Raw genomic sequence first — 20,739 nt, 5'->3', positions numbered from 1 at the left:
CATGGCGGCCTTCCCCCGCATGGAGACCAACATGACTCTGCGAACCCTCGCGCTGGCCCTGATGCTGGCCAGCCCGCTGGCGCTGGCCGCCAAACCGCTTACCGTCTGTACCGATGCCAATCCGGAAGGCTTCGACGTGGTGCAGTACAACTCGCTGGTGACCACCAATGCCTCGGCCGATGTGCTGATGAACCGGCTGGTGGAGTACGATGCCGCCAGCCGCAAATTGCAGCCGGGACTGGCCAGCAGCTGGCAGGTGAGTGCCGATGGCCTCAGCTACACCTTCAAGCTGCGTCCGGGCGTAGCCTTCCACAGTACCGACTATTTCAAACCCACACGCAAGCTCACTGCCGACGACGTGGTGTTTACCTTCCAGCGCATGCTCAACCCCGAGCACCCCTGGTACAAGACCGCCGCCAATGGCTACCCGCATGCCCAGTCCATGCAGCTGCCCAAGCTGATCAAGACGGTGAGCAAGCTGGATGACAACACGGTGCGCTTCGAGCTGAACTACCCCGAGTCCACCTTCCTGTCCACGCTGAGCATGGGTTTTGCCTCCATCTACTCGGCCGAGTATGCCGGCCAGTTGCTGGCCGCGGGCAAGCAGGCCGAGCTGAACAGCAAGCCCATCGGTACTGGGCCCTTCGTGCTGCGCAGCTTCCAGAAAGACAGCGTGGTGCGCTACCAGCCCAATCCAGCTTATTGGGGTGCCAAGCCCAAGGTGTCGGCACTGGTCTATGCCATTACCCCGGACGCCACGGTGCGGGTGCAAAAGCTGAAAGCCGGCGAGTGCCAGCTGGCCTTGTCCGCCAAGCCGCAAGACGTGCTGGCAGTAAAGGACGACAGCAAGATCCGCGTGCTGCAAACGCCTGCCTTCATGACCGCCTTTGTCGCCATCAACAGCCAGCACAAGCCCTTTGACAATGTGCTGGTGCGTCAGGCCATCAACCTGGCTTTTGACAAGAACACCTATCTGAAAACCGTGTTCGATGGCACCGCCAGCGCGGCCACTCTGCCTTACCCGCCCAATACCTGGGGCTATAACAAGGCCATCAAGCCTTACCCGCAAGACCTGGTACGGGCGAAAAAACTGCTGGTGCAGGCCGGCTTGGCCAATGGTTTTGACACCACCATCTGGGTAAGGCCAAGTGGCAGCACGCTTAACCCCAACCCCAAGGCGGGCGCCGAGCTGCTGCAGGCTGATCTGGCCAAGGTGGGCATCCGGGCGCAGATCAAGGTGATCGAGTGGGGCGAGCTGATCAAGCGCGGCAAGGCGGGCGAACATGATCTGCTGTTCATGGGCTGGGCCGGGGACAATGGCGACCCGGACAACTTCCTCACCCCGCAGTTTTCCTGCGCAGCGGTGCAGTCGGGCACCAACTTCGCCCGCTACTGCAATCCGCAGCTGGACAAGCTGATCAGCGACGGCAAGAAAACCAGCGACTTTGCCCTGCGCAGCAAGCTTTACCTGCAGGCGCAAAAGCAGATCAGCGATCAGGCGCTGTGGCTGCCACTGGCTCACCCCACCGCCTATGTGCTGGAGCGCAAGGAAGTGGCCGGCTTTGTTGCCAACCCCTTTGGCCGCGTCAACTTTGGTGCGGTAAGCGTGCAGTAGGCGCAGATGCAGACAGAAAAGGCAGCGTAACGCTGCCTTTTTCTATTGCGAGCGCAGTTGCCTACTGCGAAGCAGGTGCTGGCAGCGGCTGGCTTGCGGTATCATACGCGGGTGTTTGTCGATCACAGACGCAGCGGGTGCCGGGAACAGTCTGTCCCGGGGTTCCGCACATCGGGAAGAACCTGCCATGAGCCGTAAAGAAAGCAAAAGTCCAACCTTTGACCGCATTGTCGAAGCCAGCCTGCAGCTGTTCAACCAGCAGGGTGAGCGTAGCGTCACCACCAATCACATCGCGCGCTATCTGAATATCAGCACCGGCAATCTGTATTACCACTTTGCCTGCAAGGAAGACATCATCAACGAACTGTATCGCCGTTACTCCAAAGGCATGGCTGATTACCTCAATGCCGCCGGCGAGCTGAGCGTGAATGCCTCTATCGAGGGGCTGGTGTCGCTGCTGGAAAAGGTATTGCGCCATCTGTGGACCTTCCGTTTCATCCCGCAGAGCATCTCCAGTCTGTTTTCGGTCAATCAGTCGCTGCGCGAAAGCTACAGCAAGATCGAGGCCGGACTGATCAGCCGTGGCGTGGAAAAGCTGTTTTTCAAGCTGCGCGATCAGGGCATGCTGGAAGGCGACGACGTGCAGATCGGTTTTCTGGCGCGCAATTTCCAGCTGTTGCAAACCGGCTGGATTGCCCGGCCTGACATCGCCCGCTGCCCACAAGAGGCACAGGTAGTGGCCCGCGAGGGCTGTCTGAGCCTGCTGTACTTCCTGGCTCCTTATGTGTCCAGCCGTTTCCGCCAGCCCTTCGAGCGGGTGCTGGCCAATATGGCGCCGGTGCAGGCACTGCCAGCCGTCTAGTTCCTTTCTGTGCTGCGTGTTGCCAGACATGGCCAGTCTTTGACTGGCCATTTGCTTTTCTGCCGCGAAAATTCATAAGCTTTGCAGGAAATCCGGCTTGGCTTCCGTCCCTGCTGCCGGTATGGTTAGGCCGATATGCAACAGGCGTAAAGCCACAGGAGAGAAGAAGATGAAACTGGAAACACTGGCCGTGCACGGCGGCTACAGCCCGGACCCCACCACCAAGGCGGTGGCCGTTCCGCTGTATCAGACCACCAGCTATGCCTTTGACAGCACCCAGCACGGTGCCGACCTGTTCGACCTCAAGGTGCAGGGCAATATCTACACCCGCATCATGAACCCCACTACCGATGTGCTGGAAAAGCGCGTTGCGGCGCTGGAAGGCGGTATCGGTGCGCTGGCAGTAGCCTCCGGCATGGCGGCCATCAGCTACGCCATCCAGACCATTGCCGAAGCTGGCGACAACATCATTGCCACCAGCACGCTGTACGGCGGCACTTATAACCTGTTTGCCCACACTTTCCCGCAGCTGGGCATCGAAGTGCGCTTCATCGATTACAGGGACCCGGCCTCCATCAGCAAGCTGGTAGATGACAAGACCAAGGCGGTGTTCTGCGAGTCGGTGGGCAACCCGCTGGGCAATGTGGTGGACTTTGCCGCCTTTGCCGAAGAAGCCCACCAGCACGGCCTGCCGCTGATCGTCGACAATACCGTGCCGTCTCCCTATCTGTGCCGCCCCTTCGAGCATGGCGCCGACATCGTGGTACACAGCCTGACCAAATACCTTGGCGGTCATGGCACCAGTATTGGCGGCATCATTGTCGATTCCGGCAAATTCCCCTGGGGCGAGCATAAAGAACGCTTTGTGCGCCTGAATACGCCGGATGTCAGCTACCACGGCGTGAATTATGTCGAGGTACTGGGGCCGGCGGCCTATATCGCCCGTGCCCGCGTGGTGCCGCTGCGCAATATGGGTGCGGCGATTTCGCCGTTTAATGCCTTCCTGATCCTGCAGGGCATCGAAACCCTGGCGCTGCGGCTGGACCGCATCTGCGACAATGCACTCAAGGTGGCCGAGCGCCTGCAAGCCCATCCGGCAGTGGAGTGGGTGGAGTATGGCGCCTTGCCGGGCAGCCCCAGCAAGGCGCTGGTGGACAAGTATATGGGCGGTCGTGCGTCGGGCATTCTGTCCTTCGGCATCAAGGGTGGCATCGAGGCCGGTGGCCGCTTTATCGATGCCCTGCAACTGGTGACCCGCCTGGTGAATATCGGCGATGCCAAGAGCCTGGCCTGCCATCCGGCGTCTACCACCCACCGCCAGCTGTCGCCGGAAGAGCAGCTCAAGGCCGGGGTGCGTCCCGAGCTGATTCGCCTGTCCATCGGCATCGAGCATATCGACGACATCCTGGCCGATGTGGATCAGGCACTGCAGGCCGCTGCCTTGTAAGCGTGATCTGCCAATAAAAAAGGCTGCCATCCGGCAGCCTTTTTCTTGCGCGCCGGATCAGCGCCGATGAACCACCTGAGGGTTCTGGCCATTGGGCAGATGGTGGTGCCATTTACCGCTGATGAATTCCTGCACAAAGCGCTTGGCGCGTTCGGCATGGTCCAGCTCGCCGTGCGGCGCGATATTGCTCAGGTGCACCGGGTGGCCCAGCTTGCGTGTCAGCTCCTCGGTATCGACGAAAACCAGCGGCTGATTGGGAAAGCTGGGCTGGCTCACCGTTTCGCGTGACAGCAAGGTCAGCTGCAAATGGTGCTTGTCTTGCTGGATGAAAGCATACAGTTCATCGATGGCTGCTTCTTCGCCTTCCAGCATTTGCAGGAAGTCCTTGTTCATCAGCAGCAGCAGGCTGTTGATGCCCATGCGCTGGTTGCGCGCCCGGTAGCTGGCCAGCAGGCCGTGCAGTTCCTGCACGGCATAGGCGGGGTTGAGGGCGCTGGAATAAATCAGGCGGATCATGCGTGTCTCCCGGCGCTGTGGCGCTCTTGTCGCTGCGAGGTATGCAGGCTGGCTAATGATAGGTGGAATTGCCTTGTCATGCACTTGCCACAGTGAAAGTCTGCGCTGCTTGTGGCCATTGCATGGCCCTGACTAGGCGGACAGACCGCTGTGCAGCCAGGCGATGAAGCTGAGTAGCGCTGCCAGCGCATGCAGCCAGGCGCGCAGGCGATAACTGCGCGCTACCTGCCGTGGTGGCAGGGTGTTGATCAGGTAGGGCTTGCCGTCATCCGGTTTGCTGATGTGCAGGGTGGCTGGTGTGCTGGCCAGCTGCTGGTAGTTTTGTCGCACCTCGCGCTCGGCCGCTGCCCGCACGAGCAGCCATTCCTGCTCGCTGATCTTGCCGTCGCCATCCAGGTCGTGGCGGCGCAGCAGGGCGGGCTGGTCTTGTTTCCATTCCGCCAGCTTGGCGCCGACATCCTGGCGGAAACTCTGCAGATCCGGCCGGCTGCCACCGTGACTTTGCAACTGGCCCAGCACGTAGAGCGGGTCGCCTTCGGCTATCCATTCCTCTACCAGCGTTTCCTTGCCCTCCTGCCAGCTTTCGCGGTGCGGAGCAATGACCTCGGCCCCTTCCGGATTGATGATGACCTCCTGTTTGCCATCTACCAGCAGGAAGGAAAGTTCGGAGTTTTCCGGCAGCGAGGGCAGGCTGTTGCCACGCTCGAAAAGATCCAGCGTGCTGCCATTCAGTCCGCGACGGTCATTTTCATAGCGCCAGCAGCGATACCAGACGCAGCGGCGGCCGGAATAGGGGCTGTAATTGGCCGCCTGTGGGTGATTGCGGGCGACGCCGCACAATTCCACATGGCCCAGTGCCGCGGAAACGGCATGGGCGGTAGGCGTGTCGGCAATCAGCCGGTAGCGGCGATAATTCAGCCACCAGCCGATCAGCCCGCAGGCCAGCAGTGCCGGCAGTACGCCATGCAGGAAAGAATGCAGACCGAGCTTGAGGCCGATGAAAGCCAGCAGGGGATACAGGCTGAAGGCAGCCCAACCGCTGCGGGTCCACTGTGAACTGAGCCACAGCATGCTTTAGCCTTGCTGAAACAGCTGGTGCAGATCGACATCGCGCTTTTCTGCCGCGGTAAACTGCAGGGCGCGAGCGCTGGGGAAATTGAACAGGCGGGCGATCAGCACATCGGGAAATTGCTCGATGCGCACATTGTTCAGGTTGACTGCGTCGTTATACAGTTCGCGCCGGTCGGCAATATTGTCTTCCAGCTGGCTGATGCGCTCGGACAAATGGGCAAACTGCTGGTCGGCCTTGAGTTCGGGGTAGGCCTCCGCCACGGCCAGTACCTGGCCGATCAGTCCGCGCAGCTTGCCTTCTTCGTGGCCCAGCCCTTCCATATTGCGGCTCTGGGCGTATTGCGCCACGCCGGCGCGCGCTTCCATCACCCGGCTCAGGGTCTGCTGTTCGAACTGGGCATACTGCTTGCACACTTCCACCAGCTTGGGCAGTTCGTCGTGGCGCTGCTTGAGCAGCACATCGATATTGGCCCAGCTGCGCGCCACCGTATGCTTGAGATTGACCAGCGCGTTGTACAGGGTGATGAAATAAAACAGGATGATGGCGATGACGCCAAGAAAAATCACCAGCTTCATGGCTCTGGCTCCCCGGGAGTGTGGTCGTGGCGAGTAAAATGCTGTTAAGCAAAATTATTGTAGCGGCATGGTCTGCCATGCCGTTGTGACTGTCAAGAAAGAGTCTGGAATGCAGAGTCTGAACATCATCGGGGCCGGCCGCGTGGGCCGTACCCTGGGCCGCCTGGCGGTGGGCAGCGGGGCCTATCGGGTGGTGGATTGCCTGGCGCGCAGCCTTGCATCGGCCACGGTTGCGGTGGATTTCATCGGTGCCGGGCGTGCCTGTTTGGCGCTGGACGGCTTGCAGCCAGCAGATTTGTGGCTATTGACGGTACCGGACGACGCCATTGCCGGTGTGGCGCAAGCCTTGCTGGCCAGCGGTGTGGTGCGGCCCGGTTGCGTGGTATTCCATGCCAGCGGTGCTGCCGAAGCCGAACTGCTGGCGCCGCTGCGTGCGGCGGGTGCGTATGTCGCCAGCCTGCATCCGGCGTTTTCCTTTGCTGACCCGGCGCGGGCGGTCGAGCAATTTGCCGGCACCATGTGCGCGCTGGAGGGCGATGCGGTGGCATGCGTGGCGCTGCGGGATTTTGCGGCCGCCATCGGTGCACGCCCGTTTGCGCTGGCTCCGGGTGGTAAGGCGGCATACCACGCGGCCCTGTCGGTGGCATCCAATTATCTGGTGACGCTGACGGACATGGCCCGCCAGCTGGCGCGGCAAGGCGGCGTGGACGAACAGCTGTTGCCAGCCCTGCTGGGGCAGTTGATGCAGGGTAGTCTGGCCAATGCGCTGAGCATGGGGCCGCAGGCCGCGCTGACCGGGCCTGTCGTGCGGGGGGATGTGGCTACCGTGGCGCGCCATCTGGCGGTACTGCCGGCAAACTGGCAACCGGCCTACCGCGCTCTGGGCGAGCGCACCGTGGCACTGGCAGGGGAGCGTCTGAGTGCGGATGCGCAGCAGCGCCTGTTGGCACTGCTGCAAGGCTGAGGCTCAGTCCGGCTGGGCTACTTTGAACACCTGGCGCAGATAGGCGAGGAAGGTCTGGTCGCTGCACATGGTCTTGCCCGGGCTGTCCGACAGCTTGGCCACCGGCTGACCATTGCAGCTGACCAGTTTCAGCACGATCTGCAAGGGCTCCAGCCCCATATCATTGGTAAAGTGGGTGCCGATGCCAAAGCTCACCTGGATGTGCGGGCTGTAGCGGCGGTGCAGCTCCAGAGCCTTGTCCACGCTCAGGCCGTCGCTGAAGGTAAGCATCTTGGTGGCCGGGTCGATGCGCAGCTTGCGGTAGTGGGCAATGGCCTTGTCCGCCCACTCGGTCGGGTCGCCGCTGTCGTGGCGCAGGCCATCGAACAGCTTGGCGAAGTACAGGTCGAAATCGGCCAGGAAGGCGTCCATGCACACCACATCGGTGAGGGCGATGCCCAGGTCGCCACGGTATTCCTGTACCCAGGCTTCCAGTGCCGCATTCTGAAAATCGCGCAGGCGCACGCCCAAGGCTTGGAATGCCTGGAAGAATTCGTGTGCCATGGTGCCGATGGGGGTGATGCCCAGCTTCCATGCCAGCCACACATTGCTGGTGCCACGGAATACTTTGGGCAGGGCGGCATTGAGCTGCTCCACCACCTGTTGCTGCCATTCGCGGCTGAAGCGGCGGCGGGTGCCGAAATCCGAAATCAGCAGGGGGAAGCGCTGCTGGGCGCTTTCTTCCGCTTCGAAGCGCAGCAGGGTGGCAATCTTCTCATCCAGCCGGCGCTGGCCTTCTTCGCGCACCTGCGGGGTATCCAGCCGGCGGAAATACAGCTCGTTGACGATGGCCAGCACGAAGATTTCAAAGAACATGGCCTGGACCAGCGGCCCTTCGATATGAATGTTCAGTGCGTCGCCGTCGCATTCCACCCGGATAAAGCGGCGCTGTAGGTGGAACAGCTCCAGGTAGTCGACAAAATCACTCTTGATGAAACGCAAGCTGCGCAGATAGGCCAGTTCCGGCTGGGTAAACTGTAGCTGGCACAGCCAGTCCAGCTGGGCTTCCACGTCCTTGTGCAATTGGGAAAGCGGGTAGTCCGGCTGGTTGCGGCAGCGGAATTCATACTGCCCGTAAGCTGCCGGAAACTGGTGCAGAATCGCCTGCAGCATGGTGAACTTGTACAGGTCGGTATCCAGCAGCGAGTGGATCAGCGGCGGCAGCTTGGGCATGGCGTGGCCTTTCAGGCAGCGTGCAGAATGAAAATGGCCGGGCGCTTGTGGAAGTCTGGCGCAGCTTGCGGCCAGTCCTTCACCAAGCGACTGACAATGGTTTCCGTCGGCAGGGTCAGATCGCAGGCCACGGCCAGCCTGGTGGTGGGAGAGAGCGTTTCGCGCAATTGTTGTAGCAGGGCATTGTTGCGGTAAGGCGTTTCGATGAACACCTGGGTCTCATTGCGCTGGCGCGAGCGTTGCTCCAGCTCCTTTACCAGCTTGGCCTTTTCTGCAGCATCCACCGGCAGATAGCCATGAAAGGCAAAGCACTGGCCATTGGCCCCGGAGGCCATCAGCGCCAGCAAAATGGACGAAGGGCCGATCAGCGGCGCCACGCGGATGCCACGCTCATGCGCCAGTGCCACCAGCTGTGCGCCGGGGTCGGCCACCGCCGGGCAGCCCGCTTCGGAAATCAGGCCCACGTCTTCGCCTGCCAGCAGCGGTGCGAGCAGGGCGGCGACATCGCCGGGTTTGGTGTGTTCATTCAGCGTGCTCATTGCCAGCTCGCGAATCGGCGTGCTGACGCCCAGCGCTTTCAGGTGCTTGCGGGCAGTCTTCTCTGCCTCTACCACAAAGTGGCGGATATGCAGCACTTTGGCTGCCTCGGCTGCCGGCAGCCAGGCGACGCTTTCATCGCCCAGCGGGGCGGGAATCAGAAACAGGCTTCCACTCATTACAGTATCTCCACGCCTTCGGCATTCAGCATGCTGATCAGGTCGAACAGCGGCACGCCAATCAGGGCATTGGGGTCGTCCGATTCCACTTTTTGCAACAGTGCGCCGCCCAGGCCCTCGCTCTTTGCGCTGCCGGCGCAATGCAGGGCATCCGGTTCGCGCGTCAGATAATTGCGGATCTGCTGCTCGCTGAGCTGGCGCAAGGTAACGCGGGTGATGCCCACGGTTTCCTGCAGGCGGCCGCTGGCGGTGTTGTACAGCGCCAGCGCCGAGTGAAACACCACGGTGCGGCCGCTCATCCATTGCAGCATGGCCACGCCCTTTTCAAAGGAGCCAGGCTTGCCGATCTGCTGGCCGTCGAGCAAGGCTACCTGATCGGAGCCGATGATCAAGGCCGCAGGGTAGCGGGTAGCCAGCGACTGGGCCTTGCTGCGCGCCAGGCGCACGGCGGTGTCCAGTGCGGTTTCGCCGGGCAGGGGTGTTTCGTCACAAACGGGAGCGACTGCCTCGAAGGGGAGGCCCAGCCGGCTGATGATTTCCTGACGATAACGGGAGGTGGAAGCCAGTATGATCTGCATGATGGTATTGCTTGATTATTTTGACAAATCAGGGGGGCAGATTATATCATGCTGGGTTTATGTCTAACCCGATTTTGATCGACCCGCTCAAGTTCGCCCGTGAGGGCCGCGTTCTGACCGGCAAAATGCCCGTCAGCGCACTTGACGAGCGTGTGCACAGCGACCTGTCCGATACCTCCGGTACGGTGGAATACACCGTGGAAGGTTTTCGTGATGGTTCGTCCCGTTTGTCCCTTCGCCTCCGGGTGAATGCAGACGTAATGGTAAGCTGCCAGCGTTGTCTGGAAGCCATGCCTTACCAGGTAGCCACTGATGTGGTGGTAACCCTGTTCACCCGGCAGGAAAAGCTGGATGAAGCAGTGGAACTGGACGAAACGCTGGACGCCATTCTCGCCTTGGAAGAGCTTGATGTGGTGGCAATGATCGAAGACGAAATCATCATGGGCTTGCCGCACTCGACGAAACACGACGAATGCGGTTCGGAAGCTCTGACGCGTGCCAAGGCTGACAAGCCCAATCCGTTTGCGGTGCTGGCCACGTTGAAGATCTCCAAGTCTTGAATTATCAATACACGCGATTTTCCTAGGAGTCGAACATGGCTGTTCAACAGAACAAAAAGTCCCCGTCCAAGCGCGGCATGCATCGTGCACACGATTTTCTGACCGCTCCGTCGCTGGCTAGCGAGCCGACGACCGGTGAAACCCACCTGCGTCACCACATCAGCCCGAACGGCTTCTACCGTGGTCGCAAGGTCGTTAAGACCAAAGGCGAATAATTCGTCCTTTTTCACCCAATACTTACCTTCATAAAAACAGGTAGGTTTCACTACCGTAAACGTTGATGACTATCACCGTCGCGGTTGATGCAATGGGCGGTGACGTTGGCCTCAAGGTCACCGTCCCAGCATCGATCCAATTCCTGCAAGACCATCCCAACGCCAATCTGATTCTTGTCGGAGACCAGGCAGCCATCGAGGCTGAATTGTCCCGCCATCAGGGTGTTGCGCGTTCGCGCGTCCATATCCGCCATGCCACGCAAGTGGTCGGCATGGACGAGTCGCCGCAACTGGCCCTGAAAAACAAGAAAGATTCGTCGATGCGGGTGGCGATCAATCTGGTCAAGGAAGGCGAAGCGCAAGCTGCCGTGTCTGCCGGCAATACCGGCGCACTGATGGCCACTGCACGCTTTGTCCTCAAAACCATTCCGGGCATCGAACGACCGGCCATCGCCAAGATGATGCCGTCAGTCAAGGGCAGCACCTGCATGCTGGACCTGGGCGCCAACGTCGATTGCACCTCAGAACAACTCCTGCAGTTCGGCATCATGGGTTCGGAGCTGGTATCCAGCATTACCGGCAATGCCAACCCGCGTGTCGGGCTGCTCAATATCGGTTCGGAAGACATCAAGGGTAACGACAGCGTCAAGCGCGCCGGCGAATACCTGCGCCAGTCCGAGCTGAACTTCATCGGCAATGTCGAAGGCAACGACGTCTACAAAGGCACGGTAGATGTGGTAGTCTGCGACGGTTTTACCGGCAATGTGGCGCTCAAATCAGCCGAGGGGCTGGCGCACATGATTGCCTACTTCCTGCGGCAGGAATTCACCCGTAACTGGTGGACCCGCCTGTGCGCGCTGGCTGCCATGCCGGTGCTCAAGCATTTCCGCAACCGCGTTGATCCGCGTCGCTACAATGGCGCCAGCCTGCTGGGCCTGCGCGGCATCGTGGTGAAAAGCCATGGCGGAACTGATGCCGTAGGATTCCGTTTCGCGCTGGAACAGGCTTGCGAGGAAGCCGGCTCCGACGTGATTGGTCATATTACCGACCGGGTTGCACACCAATTAAACAACCTCAAGCAGCCCGAGCCGGAAGCGAACTGATTAATACATGGCCCATTCCCGCATTCTAGGCACTGGCAGTTATCTGCCATCCAATGTGCTCACGAATGCGATGCTGGCCGAGCGCGTGGAAACCAGTGACGAATGGATTGTTTCGCGCACTGGCATTCACGCCCGCCACATCGTGTCCGATGAAGAAACCACCAGTGATCTGGCCCTGAAAGCCGCCGAGGCGGCGATCCAGAGCGCTGGCATCGACAAGGGCGAGATCGATCTGATCATCGTCGCCACCACCACGCCTGACATGATTTTCCCCAGCACCGCCTGCCTGTTGCAGGAAAAGCTGGGTATTCACGGCTGCGCCGCATTCGACGTGCAGGCGGTGTGTGCCGGCTTCATGTTTGCCCTTACCACCGCGCACAACTACATCAAGGGCGGCATGGCCAGCAAAGTGCTGGTGGTCGGCGCCGAGGTGATGTCACGCGTGATGGACTGGGAAGACCGCCGTACCTGCGTGCTGTTTGGCGATGGTGCGGGCGCGGTCGTGCTGGGCGCATCGGACGAGCCGGGCATCCTGCATGCCAAGCTGGCCTCCGATGGCCGCTACAAGGACATCCTCAATACCCCGGCGCAGATTTCCGGCGGGAAGATCCAGGGCATTCCCTTCTTGCACATGGACGGCCCGGCGGTATTCAAGTTTGCGGTCAAGGCCTTGTCCGACATCGCTGCCACCACCCTGGCCGAGGCTGGCGTGGACAAGGCGCAAGTCGACTGGCTGGTGCCGCATCAGGCCAATCTGCGCATTATCGAATCCACGGCCAAACACCTGGGCATGTCGATGGAGCGGGTGATCGTGACATTGCCGCAACAGGGCAATACCTCGGCTGCCTCCATTCCGCTGGCGCTGGACCATGCGGTACGTGATGGTCGCATCCAGCGTGGCCAGACCATTCTGCTGGAAGGGATTGGCGGTGGCTTTGCCTGGGGTGCCGTACTGCTGAAGTACTGATTCTTCGCGACGGAAGGCCGGTCACGACCATAGCATGCCTGGCATGTGATGACGCCCATTCTTATGGGCGTTTGATCTGAGTGCTTGGCAGAATGGTCTGGTTTGCCGCATCCTTCCGTCGATTATTATTCCGTCGTATTTGCGGAGACTGTCTATGGCGTTTGCCTTTCTCTTTCCCGGTCAGGGCTCGCAAAGCCTGAAAATGATGGATGGCTTTGCCGACCTGCCGGTCGTCAAGCACACCTTCGAAGAAGCCTCCACCGCGCTGGGCGTGGACCTGTGGGCCATGTTGCAGGCGGATTCCGCCGAGGCCATCAATGCCACCGTCAATACCCAGCCCATCATGCTGGCTGCCGGTGTGGCCACGTATCTGGCCTGGCAGGAAGTAGGCGGCCAGCAACCTGCTGTTGTTGCCGGCCACAGCCTGGGTGAATACACCGCGCTGGTGGCTGCCGGCGCGCTGCCGTTTGCCGAAGCCGTCAAGCTGGTGCGCCTGCGCGCCGAAGCCATGCAGAACGCCGTACCGGCCGGGCAGGGGGCCATGGCGGCCATCCTCAACCTGTCCGATGACGAAGTACGCGCTGCCTGCGCCGAAGCGGCCAATGGCGAGGTGGTGGAAGCGGTCAATTACAATTCGCCGGGCCAGGTCGTGATTGCCGGCTCCAAGGCGGCCGTCGAGCGTGCCATGGAAGCCTGCAAGGCCCGTGGTGCCAAGCGTGCGCTGCCGCTGCCGGTGTCAGTGCCTTCGCACTGTGCGCTGATGAAGCCGGCCGGCATGCAACTGGCCGAAGCCCTGCTGCAAGTACACATTAATCCCCCGGCCATTCCGGTGCTGCACAATGCCGACGTAGTCAGCTACAGCGACGCTGCCGACATCCGTGATGCGCTGGTACGCCAGCTGTACAGCCCGGTGCGCTGGACCGAAACCATCCAGAAGCTGGCTGGCGACGGCATCGTCACCATGGCCGAGTGTGGCCCGGGCAAGGTGCTGGCTGGTCTGGCCAAGCGCATTGACGGCAACGTCAAGTGCCTGGCGCTGACCGACGCTGCTGCGCTGGAAACGGCCAAGGCCGAACTGCAATGATATCCGTGGCGGGTCGCCAGCCGGCCCGCCGCGTGCTGACGCCCATAACAAGGAGACATCCGAAATGAGTCTGCAAGGCAAAGTAGCCCTGGTAACCGGCGCTTCGCGCGGCATTGGCGCAGCCATTGCCGATGCGCTGCAAGCCGAGGGCGCCATTGTCATCGGCACTGCTACCTCGGAAGCCGGTGCTGCTGCCATCAACGAACGTCTGGCGGCTGCCGGTGGTGCCGGTCGCGTGCTGAACGTGACCGAAGACGGTGCCATCGAAGCGCTGGTGGATGCCATCGACAAGGAATTCGGCGGCGTGGCCATTCTGGTCAACAACGCTGGTATCACCCGCGATGGCCTGTTGATGCGCATGAAGGACGACGACTGGGATGCCATCATGGACACCAACCTCAAGTCGGTGTTCAAGGCATCCAAGGCCGTGCTGCGCGGCATGATGAAGGCCCGCTGGGGCCGCATCATCAATATCGCCTCGGTGGTGGGTGCCACCGGCAATGCAGGTCAGACTAACTATGCAGCGGCCAAAGCCGGTATCATGGGCTTCACCAAGTCCATGGCACGCGAAGTTGGCAGTCGCAATATCACGGTCAACTGCGTGGCACCGGGCTTTATCGATACCGACATGACCCGCGCGCTGCCGGAAGCGCAGCGCGAGGCGCTGGTGGGGCAAATCGCCCTGGGCCGTCTGGGCGATGCCAAGGATATTGCCGATGCAACATCCTTCCTGGCATCCGACCGCGCAGCCTATATCACCGGTCAGACACTGCATGTAAATGGTGGCATGTTCATGCCCTGAACTAGCTTGTCGAACAAAAGACAAGATTTAGGTGGGCTGCTCTAATTTTTTTTTGTAGAATACACGGGTTTTGTTATCCCGAATCAGAAAGGTCAAGGGTTTAGACAAATGGAAAACATCGAAGCGCGCGTTAAAAAGATCGTTGCCGAACAACTGGGCGTAAACGAAGCTGAAGTCAAGATCGAATCGTCCTTCGTTGATGATCTGGGCGCTGACTCCCTCGACACCGTTGAGCTGGTAATGGCTCTGGAAGAAGAGTTCGAGTGCGAAATCCCGGACGAAGAAGCTGAAAAGATCACCACTGTTCAGCAAGCCGTGGATTACGTTACCGCCCACCTGAACAAGTAATATTTTCAGGCCTGTACAGGACCTCTGCGCGGTGCGGCCTTGGCTCGCCAGCAGAGGTTCTTTTGTTATAGAGGATTCCAAACGCCCGTTTGATTGTAATAATGATCAAACAGGCCTTGTGGGATCATCGGGAGACTGCCTCCCACCTCTCACGGAGATTCTTCGTGTCCAAACGCAGAGTTGTAGTAACCGGTCTGGGACACATTTCCCCGGTCGGCAATGATGTCGCTACCGGCTGGGCCAATCTGTTGGCCGGCAAGAGCGGCATCGGCAAAGTAACCCGTTTTGATGCCAGCGAGCTCAACTGCCAGATCGCCGGCGAAGTCAAAGACTTCGACATCAGCGCGTATATCTCGCCCAAGGAAGCCCGTCGCTCCGACCTGTTCATCCACTACGGCATTGCAGCAGCGCTGCAAGCGGTAGCCGATGCCGGTCTGGACGATGTCGCCGACCTGGACAAGACCCGCGTTGGCGTCAACATCGGTTCCGGTATTGGCGGCTTGCCGCTGATCGAGGAAACCGGCGTAGCGGTACAGCAGGGCGGTGCCCGCAAGATCGGCCCCTTCTTCATTCCGGGTTCGCTGATCAACCTGATCGCCGGCCACGTATCCATCCTGAAGGGCTATCAAGGCCCGTCGTATGGCATCGTGTCAGCCTGCACCACCGGTGCGCATTGCATCGGTGATGCAGCACGGATGATCCAGTATGGCGACGCCGACGTGATGGTGGCCGGTGGTGCCGAAGGTGCCATCTCCAAGCTGGGCATGGGCGGTTTTGCTGCCATGAAGGCGCTGTCCACCCGCAATGACGATCCGGAAACCGCGTCCCGACCCTGGGACAAGGGCCGTGACGGCTTTGTCATGGGCGAAGGTGCTGGCGTGCTGGTACTGGAAGAATACGAGCACGCGGTCAAGCGCGGCGCCCGTATCTATGCCGAGCTGATCGGCTTTGGCATGAGCTCCGATGCCCACCACATTACCGCTCCGAGTGCGGAAGGCCCGGCCCGCGGCGTGCAGAATGCACTGCGTGACGCCCGGATCAATCCGGATCAGGTGCAGTATGTGAATGCGCACGGTACTTCCACCCCGCTGGGGGATGCCAACGAAACCAATGCGCTGAAAATCGCCTTTGGTGACCACGCCAAAAAGCTGGTGGTGAATTCGACCAAGTCGATGACCGGCCACTTGCTGGGCGGCGCGGGTGGTGTGGAAGCCATTTACTCCATCCTGGCTGTTTACAACCAGGTGTCGCCACCCACCATCAACCTGCACGAGCAGGATGTGGAATCCGGTTGCGATCTGGACTACGTGGCCAATACCGCGCGTGACATGCAGATTGATATCGCCATTTCCAACTCGTTTGGCTTTGGTGGTACCAACGGTACCTTGGTATTCAAGCGCATGTAATGCCTGACGCTCCGTGCCGCATACTGCGGTGCAGCGCGCAAATGGATTGACAGCCCGAACCGCTGCGATACACTCGCGGCGGTTTTCTTATTTGTGCGGCGTCTTCGTGCCGCCTTTCCGGATCTGGCATGTTCACCGAACGACTCGACTTCCTGCCCGACCTGCTGGCCCTGCATGCCGCGCGTCGCGCCGACTTCCCCTATCTCTTGATGTCCTCCGGCGAGCAGGGCTGGGACATGCTGTTTGCCGCCCAGAGCACCACGCTGTACCACGCCGGTGAGGGCGAGGCTTTTGTCGAGGCCCTGCGCCAGTTTCAGCCGCAAGTGGTGGACAATCCACACCGTCTACCCTTTGTCGGCGGGCATTTCCTCTATCTGGGCTACGACTTGCTGTCGCAGTTTGAAAGCCGGGTAGCAGAGGCGCTGCCGGACAGTTTCCCGCTGGCTGCCATGGCCAGGGTACCGGCCGCCATTCTGATCAACCGTCGTGAACAAAGCGCGTGGATCGTGGCGGAAAGCGCCGCCGACTGGCAGCGGCTGGGTGAGCTGGCTCGCAGCATTCCCGCTTTTGTTCCGCAAGCAGTCAGCCTGCAGACGCTGGAGGAAGACCCGCCGCACTGGTATACCGACGCGGTACTGCGGCTGAAAAACTACATTTACGAAGGCGATGTGTTCCAGGTGAACATCTCCCGTGGCTGGCGCGCCGAGCTGGGGACGGAAGTGCAGGCTCCAGACCTGTTTGCCGCCCTGCGCCGTGCCAACCCGGCACCGTTTTCCGCGCTGGCCGACTTTGGCAGTGCACAGATTGTCAGCTCCTCGCCGGAGCGGCTGCTGCGGGTACGGGATGGCTGGGCCGACACCCGGCCGATTGCCGGCACCCATCCGCGCTCGCCCGACCCCGTAGAAGATGGCGCGCTCAAGCAGCGGCTGATTTCCAGCGTCAAGGAACGGGCCGAGCATGTGATGCTGATCGATCTGGAGCGCAACGATCTGGGGCGCATCAGCCAGCCCGGCACGGTTGAGGTGAACGAACTGATGGCGGTGGAAAGCTATGCCTATGTTCATCACATCGAATCCAATATCCGTGGCCGTCTGCGTGACGATGTTTCGCCACTGGACACCATCCGCGCCCTGTTCCCCGGCGGCACCATCACCGGCTGCCCCAAAGTGCGCACCATGCAGATCATCCGCGAGCTGGAAAACAGTGCACGCCGCGCTTATACCGGCAGCCTGGGCTACCTCAACCGCGATGGCAGCATGGACCTGAACATCCTGATCCGCACTTTCATGCAGGAAGGGCAGCAGCTGCGCTTCCGTGCCGGTGGCGGCATCGTGGCCGACTCCGACCCGCAGCGCGAACTGCAGGAAACCCGCCACAAGGCGCGTGGCTTGCTGCGTGCGCTGGGCGTGGAGCAAGCCTGATGACGATGCTGATCAACGGCCAGCCTGGCGAGCAGATTTCCGCGCTGGACCGTGGCCTGGCTTATGGTGACGGCATCTATCGCACCATCGAAATCCGTCAGGGCAAGCCCCGGCTGTGGCGCTGGCAATATCAGCGGCTGCTGGCCGACGCGGCCCGGCTGAAGCTGCCGCTGCCGGATGAAGCCTTGCTGCTGGCAGAAATCGCCCAACTGGCTGCTGGAGTGGAGCAGGGCGTGGCCAAGATCGTGCTCACCCGGGGTGTGGGGGCGCGTGGCTATGCCATGCCGGCAGACTGCCAGCCCACCCGCCTGGTGTCGGTTACGCCGTGGGCCGGCTATCCGCAGGAGCGTGCCCGTGACGGGGTGAATGTGCGCTGGTGCGACACCCGCCTGTCCTGCCAGCCCTTGCTGGCTGGCATCAAGCACCTTAACCGGCTGGAAAACGTGCTGGCCCGTTCCGAATGGAGCGACCCGGACATCCATGAAGGGCTGATGCTGGACCAGCGCGGTTTGCTGATCGAAGCCACCATGAGCAATGTCTATCTGGTGGAAGGGCAGCGCATCGTCACACCCCGACTGGACCAGAACGGCGTACAGGGCATGCTGCGCGACTGGCTGTTTGCCCATGCGCCACAGCTGGGCTATCAGTTGGACGAGGCGGATATCGCCCCGGCCCGGCTGTGGCAAGCCGAGCAGGTATTTCTTTCCAATAGCCTGATCGGCCTGTGGCCGGTGGCCAGGATTGCCGGGCAGGCTTTGCCGGCTGGGCATCCATGCTGCCAGCAACTGCAAGCCTTGCTGCTGCAGCAGGCTTGACACCCGCTAGCAGAATCTGCGCGCGGCACCGTGTCTGCTTGTCGTATACCTTGTACCGTCTGCGAGGTTTTGTTGGCAGCGTTCAGCCGGCTGGTACTGTTTAGATCATTTTTGCATAAAGTCTTCTTATTAAATTATTTCTGGCGCTAAATGGCCGTCGCTATAGTGGCAGCCACGATGAGGGGGAGCCGTTTCCCCTCCAGCAATAATGGCAGTCCACGGACTGTCCGAGGAGAAACAGCATGGTGGCAGCCAGCCTGCTGGAACAGCAAGCCCTTGCCCAGCCTGCGCAACTGGCACCGATCGAGCGAGATCTGGCGCATATCAATCAGTTGTTGAACGCACACCAGTTCGAACAGCAGGCGCTCAGCCTGCAAGCTGGCCGGGTACGCGGCCGCCACGAAGAATGGCGTTTCCGCTCGGTGTATCAGCCGATTTATGCACTGGAAGCCAATGGCAGCCAGCGCTTGTGGTCGGTCGAAGCTCTGGCGCGGGTGACTGACGGTTTTGGCGGTCAGCTGATCCCTACCGTACTGTTTGCCGCGGAAACCTCGCCACGCCGTTCGGTCTTTCTCGACCGTCAGCTGCGCTGTCTGCATCTGCTCAATTTCCTGCTGCAACACCCGCCGGCCGATCTGGTGCTGTCACTGAATGTGAATGCCCAGCATCTGGTCAATGTCAGCGAAACCCATGGCCAGTTCTTTGCCGAGGTGCTGCAATACCTGCAGATTCCGGCCAGCCAGATCTGTCTGGAAGTGGTGGAGGACGCGGTGAGCGATCCCATGCGCCTGTACGAAGCGGTACAGCGTTACCGCAGCCTGGGTTTCAAGATTGCGCTGGATGATTTTGGCCAGGGCGCATCCAATCTGGAGCGGGTATGGCTGCTGGAGCCGGATTACGTCAAGCTGGACAAGGTATTGATGCGCCACGCGCTGATGCGCCCCAGCGTGCGCGACAAGCTGGCGCGGCTGGTGGACATCCTGCATCTGCACGGTGCCAAAGTAGTGGGCGAAGGCATTGAAAGCGCCATGCAGCTGGATATCGCCCGCGCTGCCGGCTGTGACTTCGTGCAGGGTTTTCATCTGGCCCGCCCCGGCGAGCAGCTCAATCTGCCGGTCTAGCCGCATTGTCGGCTGTCAGCATCGCCAGTCGTGCTTGATCACTCCAGCGGCTGAAAGCATTCCAGATGCCGTGGCGGCATCAGCAGCGGATCGATATAACAGTCCAGCGCCTGCTGCATCCTCTGGCGAAACTGCGCCACGTCCTCCACTCCCTGATACACCTCCATCCAGGTCTGTAGCGGCACATCAGCCGGCTCATCGGCACGGCGCAGCAAGCTGGCGCGGATGCCATCGACGGCCAGTGCGGCCTGCATCCGGCGCAGCGCCGGCAATAGCTGGCGACCGCTGGCCGGTTCAATCTTGAAATAGACATACACGGTGCAGGACATGGCCGGCTCCTTTGATGGTTTGCGGGCTTGGCGCGGGCGCAAAATCGCTTATCATAGCTCTTTCGCCCGCCGCAGATGAGGCAGGGCCAGATGGTAACAGGGCAGGAAAGGGGAGTCAGGTGCAGCAGGGTATTACCACCTTGGTGGTGGTCGGGGTCGGGCTGATCGGTGGATCATTTGCGCTGTCGCTGAAACGGGCGGGCAAGGTGCAGCATGTGATCGGCGTGGGCCGGACGCTGGACAACCTGACCCGCGCGCTGGAGCTGGGCGTGGTGGATGAAATCAGCCAGGATCTGGCCGCAGTGGCCAGCCGTGCCGACATGGTCTTGCTGGCCTGCCCGGTGGGGCAGATGGGCCGCATGATGCAGGCCATGGCCCCGCATTTGCAGCCGCATGCCATCGTCAGCGATGCCGGCAGTACCAAGGGCGATGTGGCCGAGCTGTTCCGCACCCATTTGGCGGATCATCTGGCCGGCTGCGTGCCGGCCCATCCCATTGCCGGCTCCGAGCTGTCCGGCGCGGCTGCTGCCCAGTACGGCCTGTATGAAAAGCGCAAGGTGGTGCTCACCCCCTTGCCGGAAACCAGCAGCGGCGCCTGCGATAAGGTGGCCGGGCTGTGGCAGGCCTGTGGTGCGGTGATCCATCGCATGAGCCCGGCCGAACACGACAGCGTGTTTGCTACGGTCAGCCATCTGCCGCACCTGCTGGCCTTTGCCTATGTCGGCATGGTGGCGGGCAAGCCGGATGCCGAACGCTGCTTCGATTTCGCCGCCACCGGTTTCCGTGATTTCACCCGTATTGCCGGCAGTCACCCGGAAATGTGGAAAGACATTACCCTGGCCAACCGCTCGGCCTTGCTGGACGAGCTGGAACGCTACCGCCTGGCACTGGCGGCCCTGACCGAGCAGGTCGCAGCTAGCGACGAGGCTGGCCTCGCCAGCACATTCGACACCGCCCGCACCGCCCGCGTGGGCTGGTACCAGCGCTTTTTGCGCGAAGGACAAACCTGAG

23 protein-coding genes are annotated in these 20,739 nt (G+C 61.0%); 16 read left to right on the top strand and 7 right to left on the bottom strand.

Features of this window, described 5'->3' with window-relative positions; all coding sequences use genetic code 11:
• Positions 1-31 precede the first annotated feature (31 nt).
• The 3 genes from EAY64_RS13155 to EAY64_RS13145 all read left to right on the top strand — a co-directional run bounded on the left by EAY64_RS13155 (position 32) and on the right by EAY64_RS13145 (position 3,924).
• Positions 32-1,615, top strand: a complete 1,584-nt coding sequence (locus tag EAY64_RS13155) for an ABC transporter substrate-binding protein (RefSeq protein WP_103525214.1) — start codon at positions 32-34, stop codon at positions 1,613-1,615.
• Positions 1,616-1,802: 187 nt separating this feature from the next.
• Positions 1,803-2,477, top strand: coding sequence for a TetR/AcrR family transcriptional regulator (locus EAY64_RS13150; RefSeq protein ID WP_103525203.1), 675 nt, complete (start codon positions 1,803-1,805; stop codon positions 2,475-2,477).
• A 169-nt stretch (positions 2,478-2,646) separates the two neighbouring features.
• A complete protein-coding gene (locus EAY64_RS13145; RefSeq protein ID WP_103525202.1) occupies positions 2,647-3,924 on the top strand; it encodes an O-acetylhomoserine aminocarboxypropyltransferase/cysteine synthase family protein in 1,278 nt (425 codons plus the stop codon).
• A 57-nt stretch (positions 3,925-3,981) separates the two neighbouring features.
• Here EAY64_RS13145 and EAY64_RS13140 read toward each other — a convergent pair whose 3' ends face one another.
• From EAY64_RS13140 to EAY64_RS13130, 3 genes are all read right to left on the bottom strand, one after another.
• Positions 3,982-4,440, bottom strand: a complete 459-nt coding sequence (locus tag EAY64_RS13140; RefSeq protein ID WP_103525201.1) for a BLUF domain-containing protein — start codon at positions 4,438-4,440, stop codon at positions 3,982-3,984.
• A gap of 132 nt (positions 4,441-4,572) precedes the next feature.
• Complete coding sequence (locus EAY64_RS13135; protein ID WP_103525200.1) at positions 4,573-5,511, bottom strand: hypothetical protein; 939 nt, start codon at positions 5,509-5,511, stop codon at positions 4,573-4,575.
• 3 nt (positions 5,512-5,514) lie between these two features.
• Entirely contained in the window at positions 5,515-6,087 is a 573-nt protein-coding gene (locus EAY64_RS13130) for a LemA family protein (protein ID WP_103525199.1), read from the bottom strand.
• A 109-nt stretch (positions 6,088-6,196) separates the two neighbouring features.
• Here EAY64_RS13130 and EAY64_RS13125 point away from each other — a divergent pair, with 109 nt between their 5' ends.
• Entirely contained in the window at positions 6,197-7,051 is an 855-nt protein-coding gene (locus tag EAY64_RS13125) for a Rossmann-like and DUF2520 domain-containing protein (RefSeq protein WP_103525198.1), read from the top strand.
• A 3-nt stretch (positions 7,052-7,054) separates the two neighbouring features.
• Here EAY64_RS13125 and pncB read toward each other — a convergent pair whose 3' ends face one another.
• The 3 genes from pncB to EAY64_RS13110 are packed head-to-tail and all read right to left on the bottom strand — an operon-like array spanning position 7,055 to position 9,557.
• Positions 7,055-8,254, bottom strand: coding sequence for a nicotinate phosphoribosyltransferase (pncB, locus tag EAY64_RS13120; protein WP_199734444.1), 1,200 nt, complete (start codon positions 8,252-8,254; stop codon positions 7,055-7,057).
• A 20-nt stretch (positions 8,255-8,274) separates the two neighbouring features.
• Positions 8,275-8,979 carry an SAM-dependent methyltransferase gene (locus EAY64_RS13115; RefSeq protein ID WP_103525196.1) on the bottom strand — a complete coding sequence of 235 codons (705 nt, stop codon included), beginning with the start codon at positions 8,977-8,979 and terminating at the stop codon, positions 8,275-8,277.
• On the bottom strand, positions 8,979-9,557 hold the full coding sequence (locus EAY64_RS13110) for a Maf family protein (RefSeq protein ID WP_103525195.1): 579 nt from the start codon (positions 9,555-9,557) through the stop codon (positions 8,979-8,981). Before EAY64_RS13110 ends, EAY64_RS13115 begins: the two co-directional genes overlap by 1 nt.
• 59 nt (positions 9,558-9,616) lie before the next feature.
• On the opposite strand from EAY64_RS13110, the gene EAY64_RS13105 reads away from it, so the two are divergent.
• From EAY64_RS13105 to EAY64_RS13055, 11 genes are all read left to right on the top strand, one after another.
• A complete protein-coding gene (locus tag EAY64_RS13105) occupies positions 9,617-10,117 on the top strand; it encodes a YceD family protein (protein ID WP_103525194.1) in 501 nt (166 codons plus the stop codon).
• A 35-nt stretch (positions 10,118-10,152) separates the two neighbouring features.
• Positions 10,153-10,332, top strand: a complete 180-nt coding sequence (gene rpmF, locus EAY64_RS13100; protein ID WP_103525193.1) for a 50S ribosomal protein L32 — start codon at positions 10,153-10,155, stop codon at positions 10,330-10,332.
• Positions 10,333-10,397: 65 nt separating this feature from the next.
• Positions 10,398-11,435 (top strand): phosphate acyltransferase PlsX, encoded by a 1,038-nt coding sequence (gene plsX, locus EAY64_RS13095; protein WP_103525192.1) that lies wholly within the window; start codon positions 10,398-10,400, stop codon positions 11,433-11,435.
• 7 nt (positions 11,436-11,442) lie between these two features.
• On the top strand, positions 11,443-12,402 hold the full coding sequence (locus EAY64_RS13090) for a beta-ketoacyl-ACP synthase III (RefSeq protein ID WP_103525191.1): 960 nt from the start codon (positions 11,443-11,445) through the stop codon (positions 12,400-12,402).
• A gap of 154 nt (positions 12,403-12,556) precedes the next feature.
• Positions 12,557-13,486 (top strand): ACP S-malonyltransferase, encoded by a 930-nt coding sequence (fabD, locus tag EAY64_RS13085; protein WP_103525190.1) that lies wholly within the window; start codon positions 12,557-12,559, stop codon positions 13,484-13,486.
• 64 nt (positions 13,487-13,550) lie between these two features.
• A complete protein-coding gene (gene fabG / locus EAY64_RS13080) occupies positions 13,551-14,288 on the top strand; it encodes a 3-oxoacyl-ACP reductase FabG (RefSeq protein ID WP_103525189.1) in 738 nt (245 codons plus the stop codon).
• Positions 14,289-14,396: 108 nt separating this feature from the next.
• A complete protein-coding gene (acpP, locus tag EAY64_RS13075; RefSeq protein WP_019103041.1) occupies positions 14,397-14,636 on the top strand; it encodes an acyl carrier protein in 240 nt (79 codons plus the stop codon).
• Between the two features lie 164 nt (positions 14,637-14,800).
• Positions 14,801-16,042 carry a beta-ketoacyl-ACP synthase II gene (gene fabF / locus EAY64_RS13070; RefSeq protein ID WP_103525188.1) on the top strand — a complete coding sequence of 414 codons (1,242 nt, stop codon included), beginning with the start codon at positions 14,801-14,803 and terminating at the stop codon, positions 16,040-16,042.
• Positions 16,043-16,170: 128 nt separating this feature from the next.
• On the top strand, positions 16,171-17,463 hold the full coding sequence (locus EAY64_RS13065; RefSeq protein WP_103525187.1) for an aminodeoxychorismate synthase component I: 1,293 nt from the start codon (positions 16,171-16,173) through the stop codon (positions 17,461-17,463).
• The gene (gene pabC / locus EAY64_RS13060) at positions 17,463-18,278 is read left to right on the top strand and encodes an aminodeoxychorismate lyase (RefSeq protein WP_103525186.1); all 816 of its coding nucleotides are present in this window, start codon (positions 17,463-17,465) and stop codon (positions 18,276-18,278) included. Before EAY64_RS13065 ends, pabC begins: the two co-directional genes overlap by 1 nt.
• Before the next feature lie 242 nt (positions 18,279-18,520).
• A complete protein-coding gene (locus EAY64_RS13055) occupies positions 18,521-19,399 on the top strand; it encodes an EAL domain-containing protein (RefSeq protein WP_103525185.1) in 879 nt (292 codons plus the stop codon).
• 38 nt (positions 19,400-19,437) lie between these two features.
• Here the strand turns inward: EAY64_RS13055 and EAY64_RS13050 are convergent, their stop codons facing one another.
• Positions 19,438-19,728 carry a DUF4936 family protein gene (locus tag EAY64_RS13050; protein WP_103525184.1) on the bottom strand — a complete coding sequence of 97 codons (291 nt, stop codon included), beginning with the start codon at positions 19,726-19,728 and terminating at the stop codon, positions 19,438-19,440.
• A 119-nt stretch (positions 19,729-19,847) separates the two neighbouring features.
• Here EAY64_RS13050 and EAY64_RS13045 point away from each other — a divergent pair, with 119 nt between their 5' ends.
• Positions 19,848-20,738 carry a prephenate dehydrogenase gene (locus EAY64_RS13045; protein WP_103525183.1) on the top strand — a complete coding sequence of 297 codons (891 nt, stop codon included), beginning with the start codon at positions 19,848-19,850 and terminating at the stop codon, positions 20,736-20,738.
• The last annotated feature ends 1 nt before the right edge of the window (position 20,739 follow it).

Origin of the sequence: Aquitalea palustris (assembly GCF_003693445.1) — a bacterium.
GTDB lineage: Bacteria > Pseudomonadota > Gammaproteobacteria > Burkholderiales > Chromobacteriaceae > Aquitalea > Aquitalea palustris.
The sequence above is the reverse complement of the archived record's forward strand: the minus strand, read 5'-3'. Positions and strand labels throughout refer to the sequence as shown.

Bases quoted from the DNA above. Each gene is read 5' to 3' on its own strand.
- EAY64_RS13155 (WP_103525214.1), top strand. From the start codon at position 32: ATGACTCTGCGAACCCTCGCGCTGGCCCTGATGCTGGCCAGCCCGCTG.
- EAY64_RS13150 (WP_103525203.1), top strand. From the start codon at position 1,803: ATGAGCCGTAAAGAAAGCAAAAGTCCAACCTTTGACCGCATTGTCGAA.
- EAY64_RS13145 (WP_103525202.1), top strand. From the start codon at position 2,647: ATGAAACTGGAAACACTGGCCGTGCACGGCGGCTACAGCCCGGACCCC.
- EAY64_RS13140 (WP_103525201.1), bottom strand. From the start codon at position 4,440: ATGATCCGCCTGATTTATTCCAGCGCCCTCAACCCCGCCTATGCCGTG.
- EAY64_RS13135 (WP_103525200.1), bottom strand. From the start codon at position 5,511: ATGCTGTGGCTCAGTTCACAGTGGACCCGCAGCGGTTGGGCTGCCTTC.
- EAY64_RS13130 (WP_103525199.1), bottom strand. From the start codon at position 6,087: ATGAAGCTGGTGATTTTTCTTGGCGTCATCGCCATCATCCTGTTTTAT.
- EAY64_RS13125 (WP_103525198.1), top strand. From the start codon at position 6,197: ATGCAGAGTCTGAACATCATCGGGGCCGGCCGCGTGGGCCGTACCCTG.
- EAY64_RS13115 (WP_103525196.1), bottom strand. From the start codon at position 8,979: ATGAGTGGAAGCCTGTTTCTGATTCCCGCCCCGCTGGGCGATGAAAGC.
- EAY64_RS13110 (WP_103525195.1), bottom strand. From the start codon at position 9,557: ATGCAGATCATACTGGCTTCCACCTCCCGTTATCGTCAGGAAATCATC.
- EAY64_RS13105 (WP_103525194.1), top strand. From the start codon at position 9,617: ATGTCTAACCCGATTTTGATCGACCCGCTCAAGTTCGCCCGTGAGGGC.
- rpmF (WP_103525193.1), top strand. From the start codon at position 10,153: ATGGCTGTTCAACAGAACAAAAAGTCCCCGTCCAAGCGCGGCATGCAT.
- plsX (WP_103525192.1), top strand. From the start codon at position 10,398: ATGACTATCACCGTCGCGGTTGATGCAATGGGCGGTGACGTTGGCCTC.
- EAY64_RS13090 (WP_103525191.1), top strand. From the start codon at position 11,443: ATGGCCCATTCCCGCATTCTAGGCACTGGCAGTTATCTGCCATCCAAT.
- fabD (WP_103525190.1), top strand. From the start codon at position 12,557: ATGGCGTTTGCCTTTCTCTTTCCCGGTCAGGGCTCGCAAAGCCTGAAA.
- fabG (WP_103525189.1), top strand. From the start codon at position 13,551: ATGAGTCTGCAAGGCAAAGTAGCCCTGGTAACCGGCGCTTCGCGCGGC.
- acpP (WP_019103041.1), top strand. From the start codon at position 14,397: ATGGAAAACATCGAAGCGCGCGTTAAAAAGATCGTTGCCGAACAACTG.
- EAY64_RS13065 (WP_103525187.1), top strand. From the start codon at position 16,171: ATGTTCACCGAACGACTCGACTTCCTGCCCGACCTGCTGGCCCTGCAT.
- pabC (WP_103525186.1), top strand. From the start codon at position 17,463: ATGACGATGCTGATCAACGGCCAGCCTGGCGAGCAGATTTCCGCGCTG.
- EAY64_RS13055 (WP_103525185.1), top strand. From the start codon at position 18,521: ATGGTGGCAGCCAGCCTGCTGGAACAGCAAGCCCTTGCCCAGCCTGCG.
- EAY64_RS13050 (WP_103525184.1), bottom strand. From the start codon at position 19,728: ATGTCCTGCACCGTGTATGTCTATTTCAAGATTGAACCGGCCAGCGGT.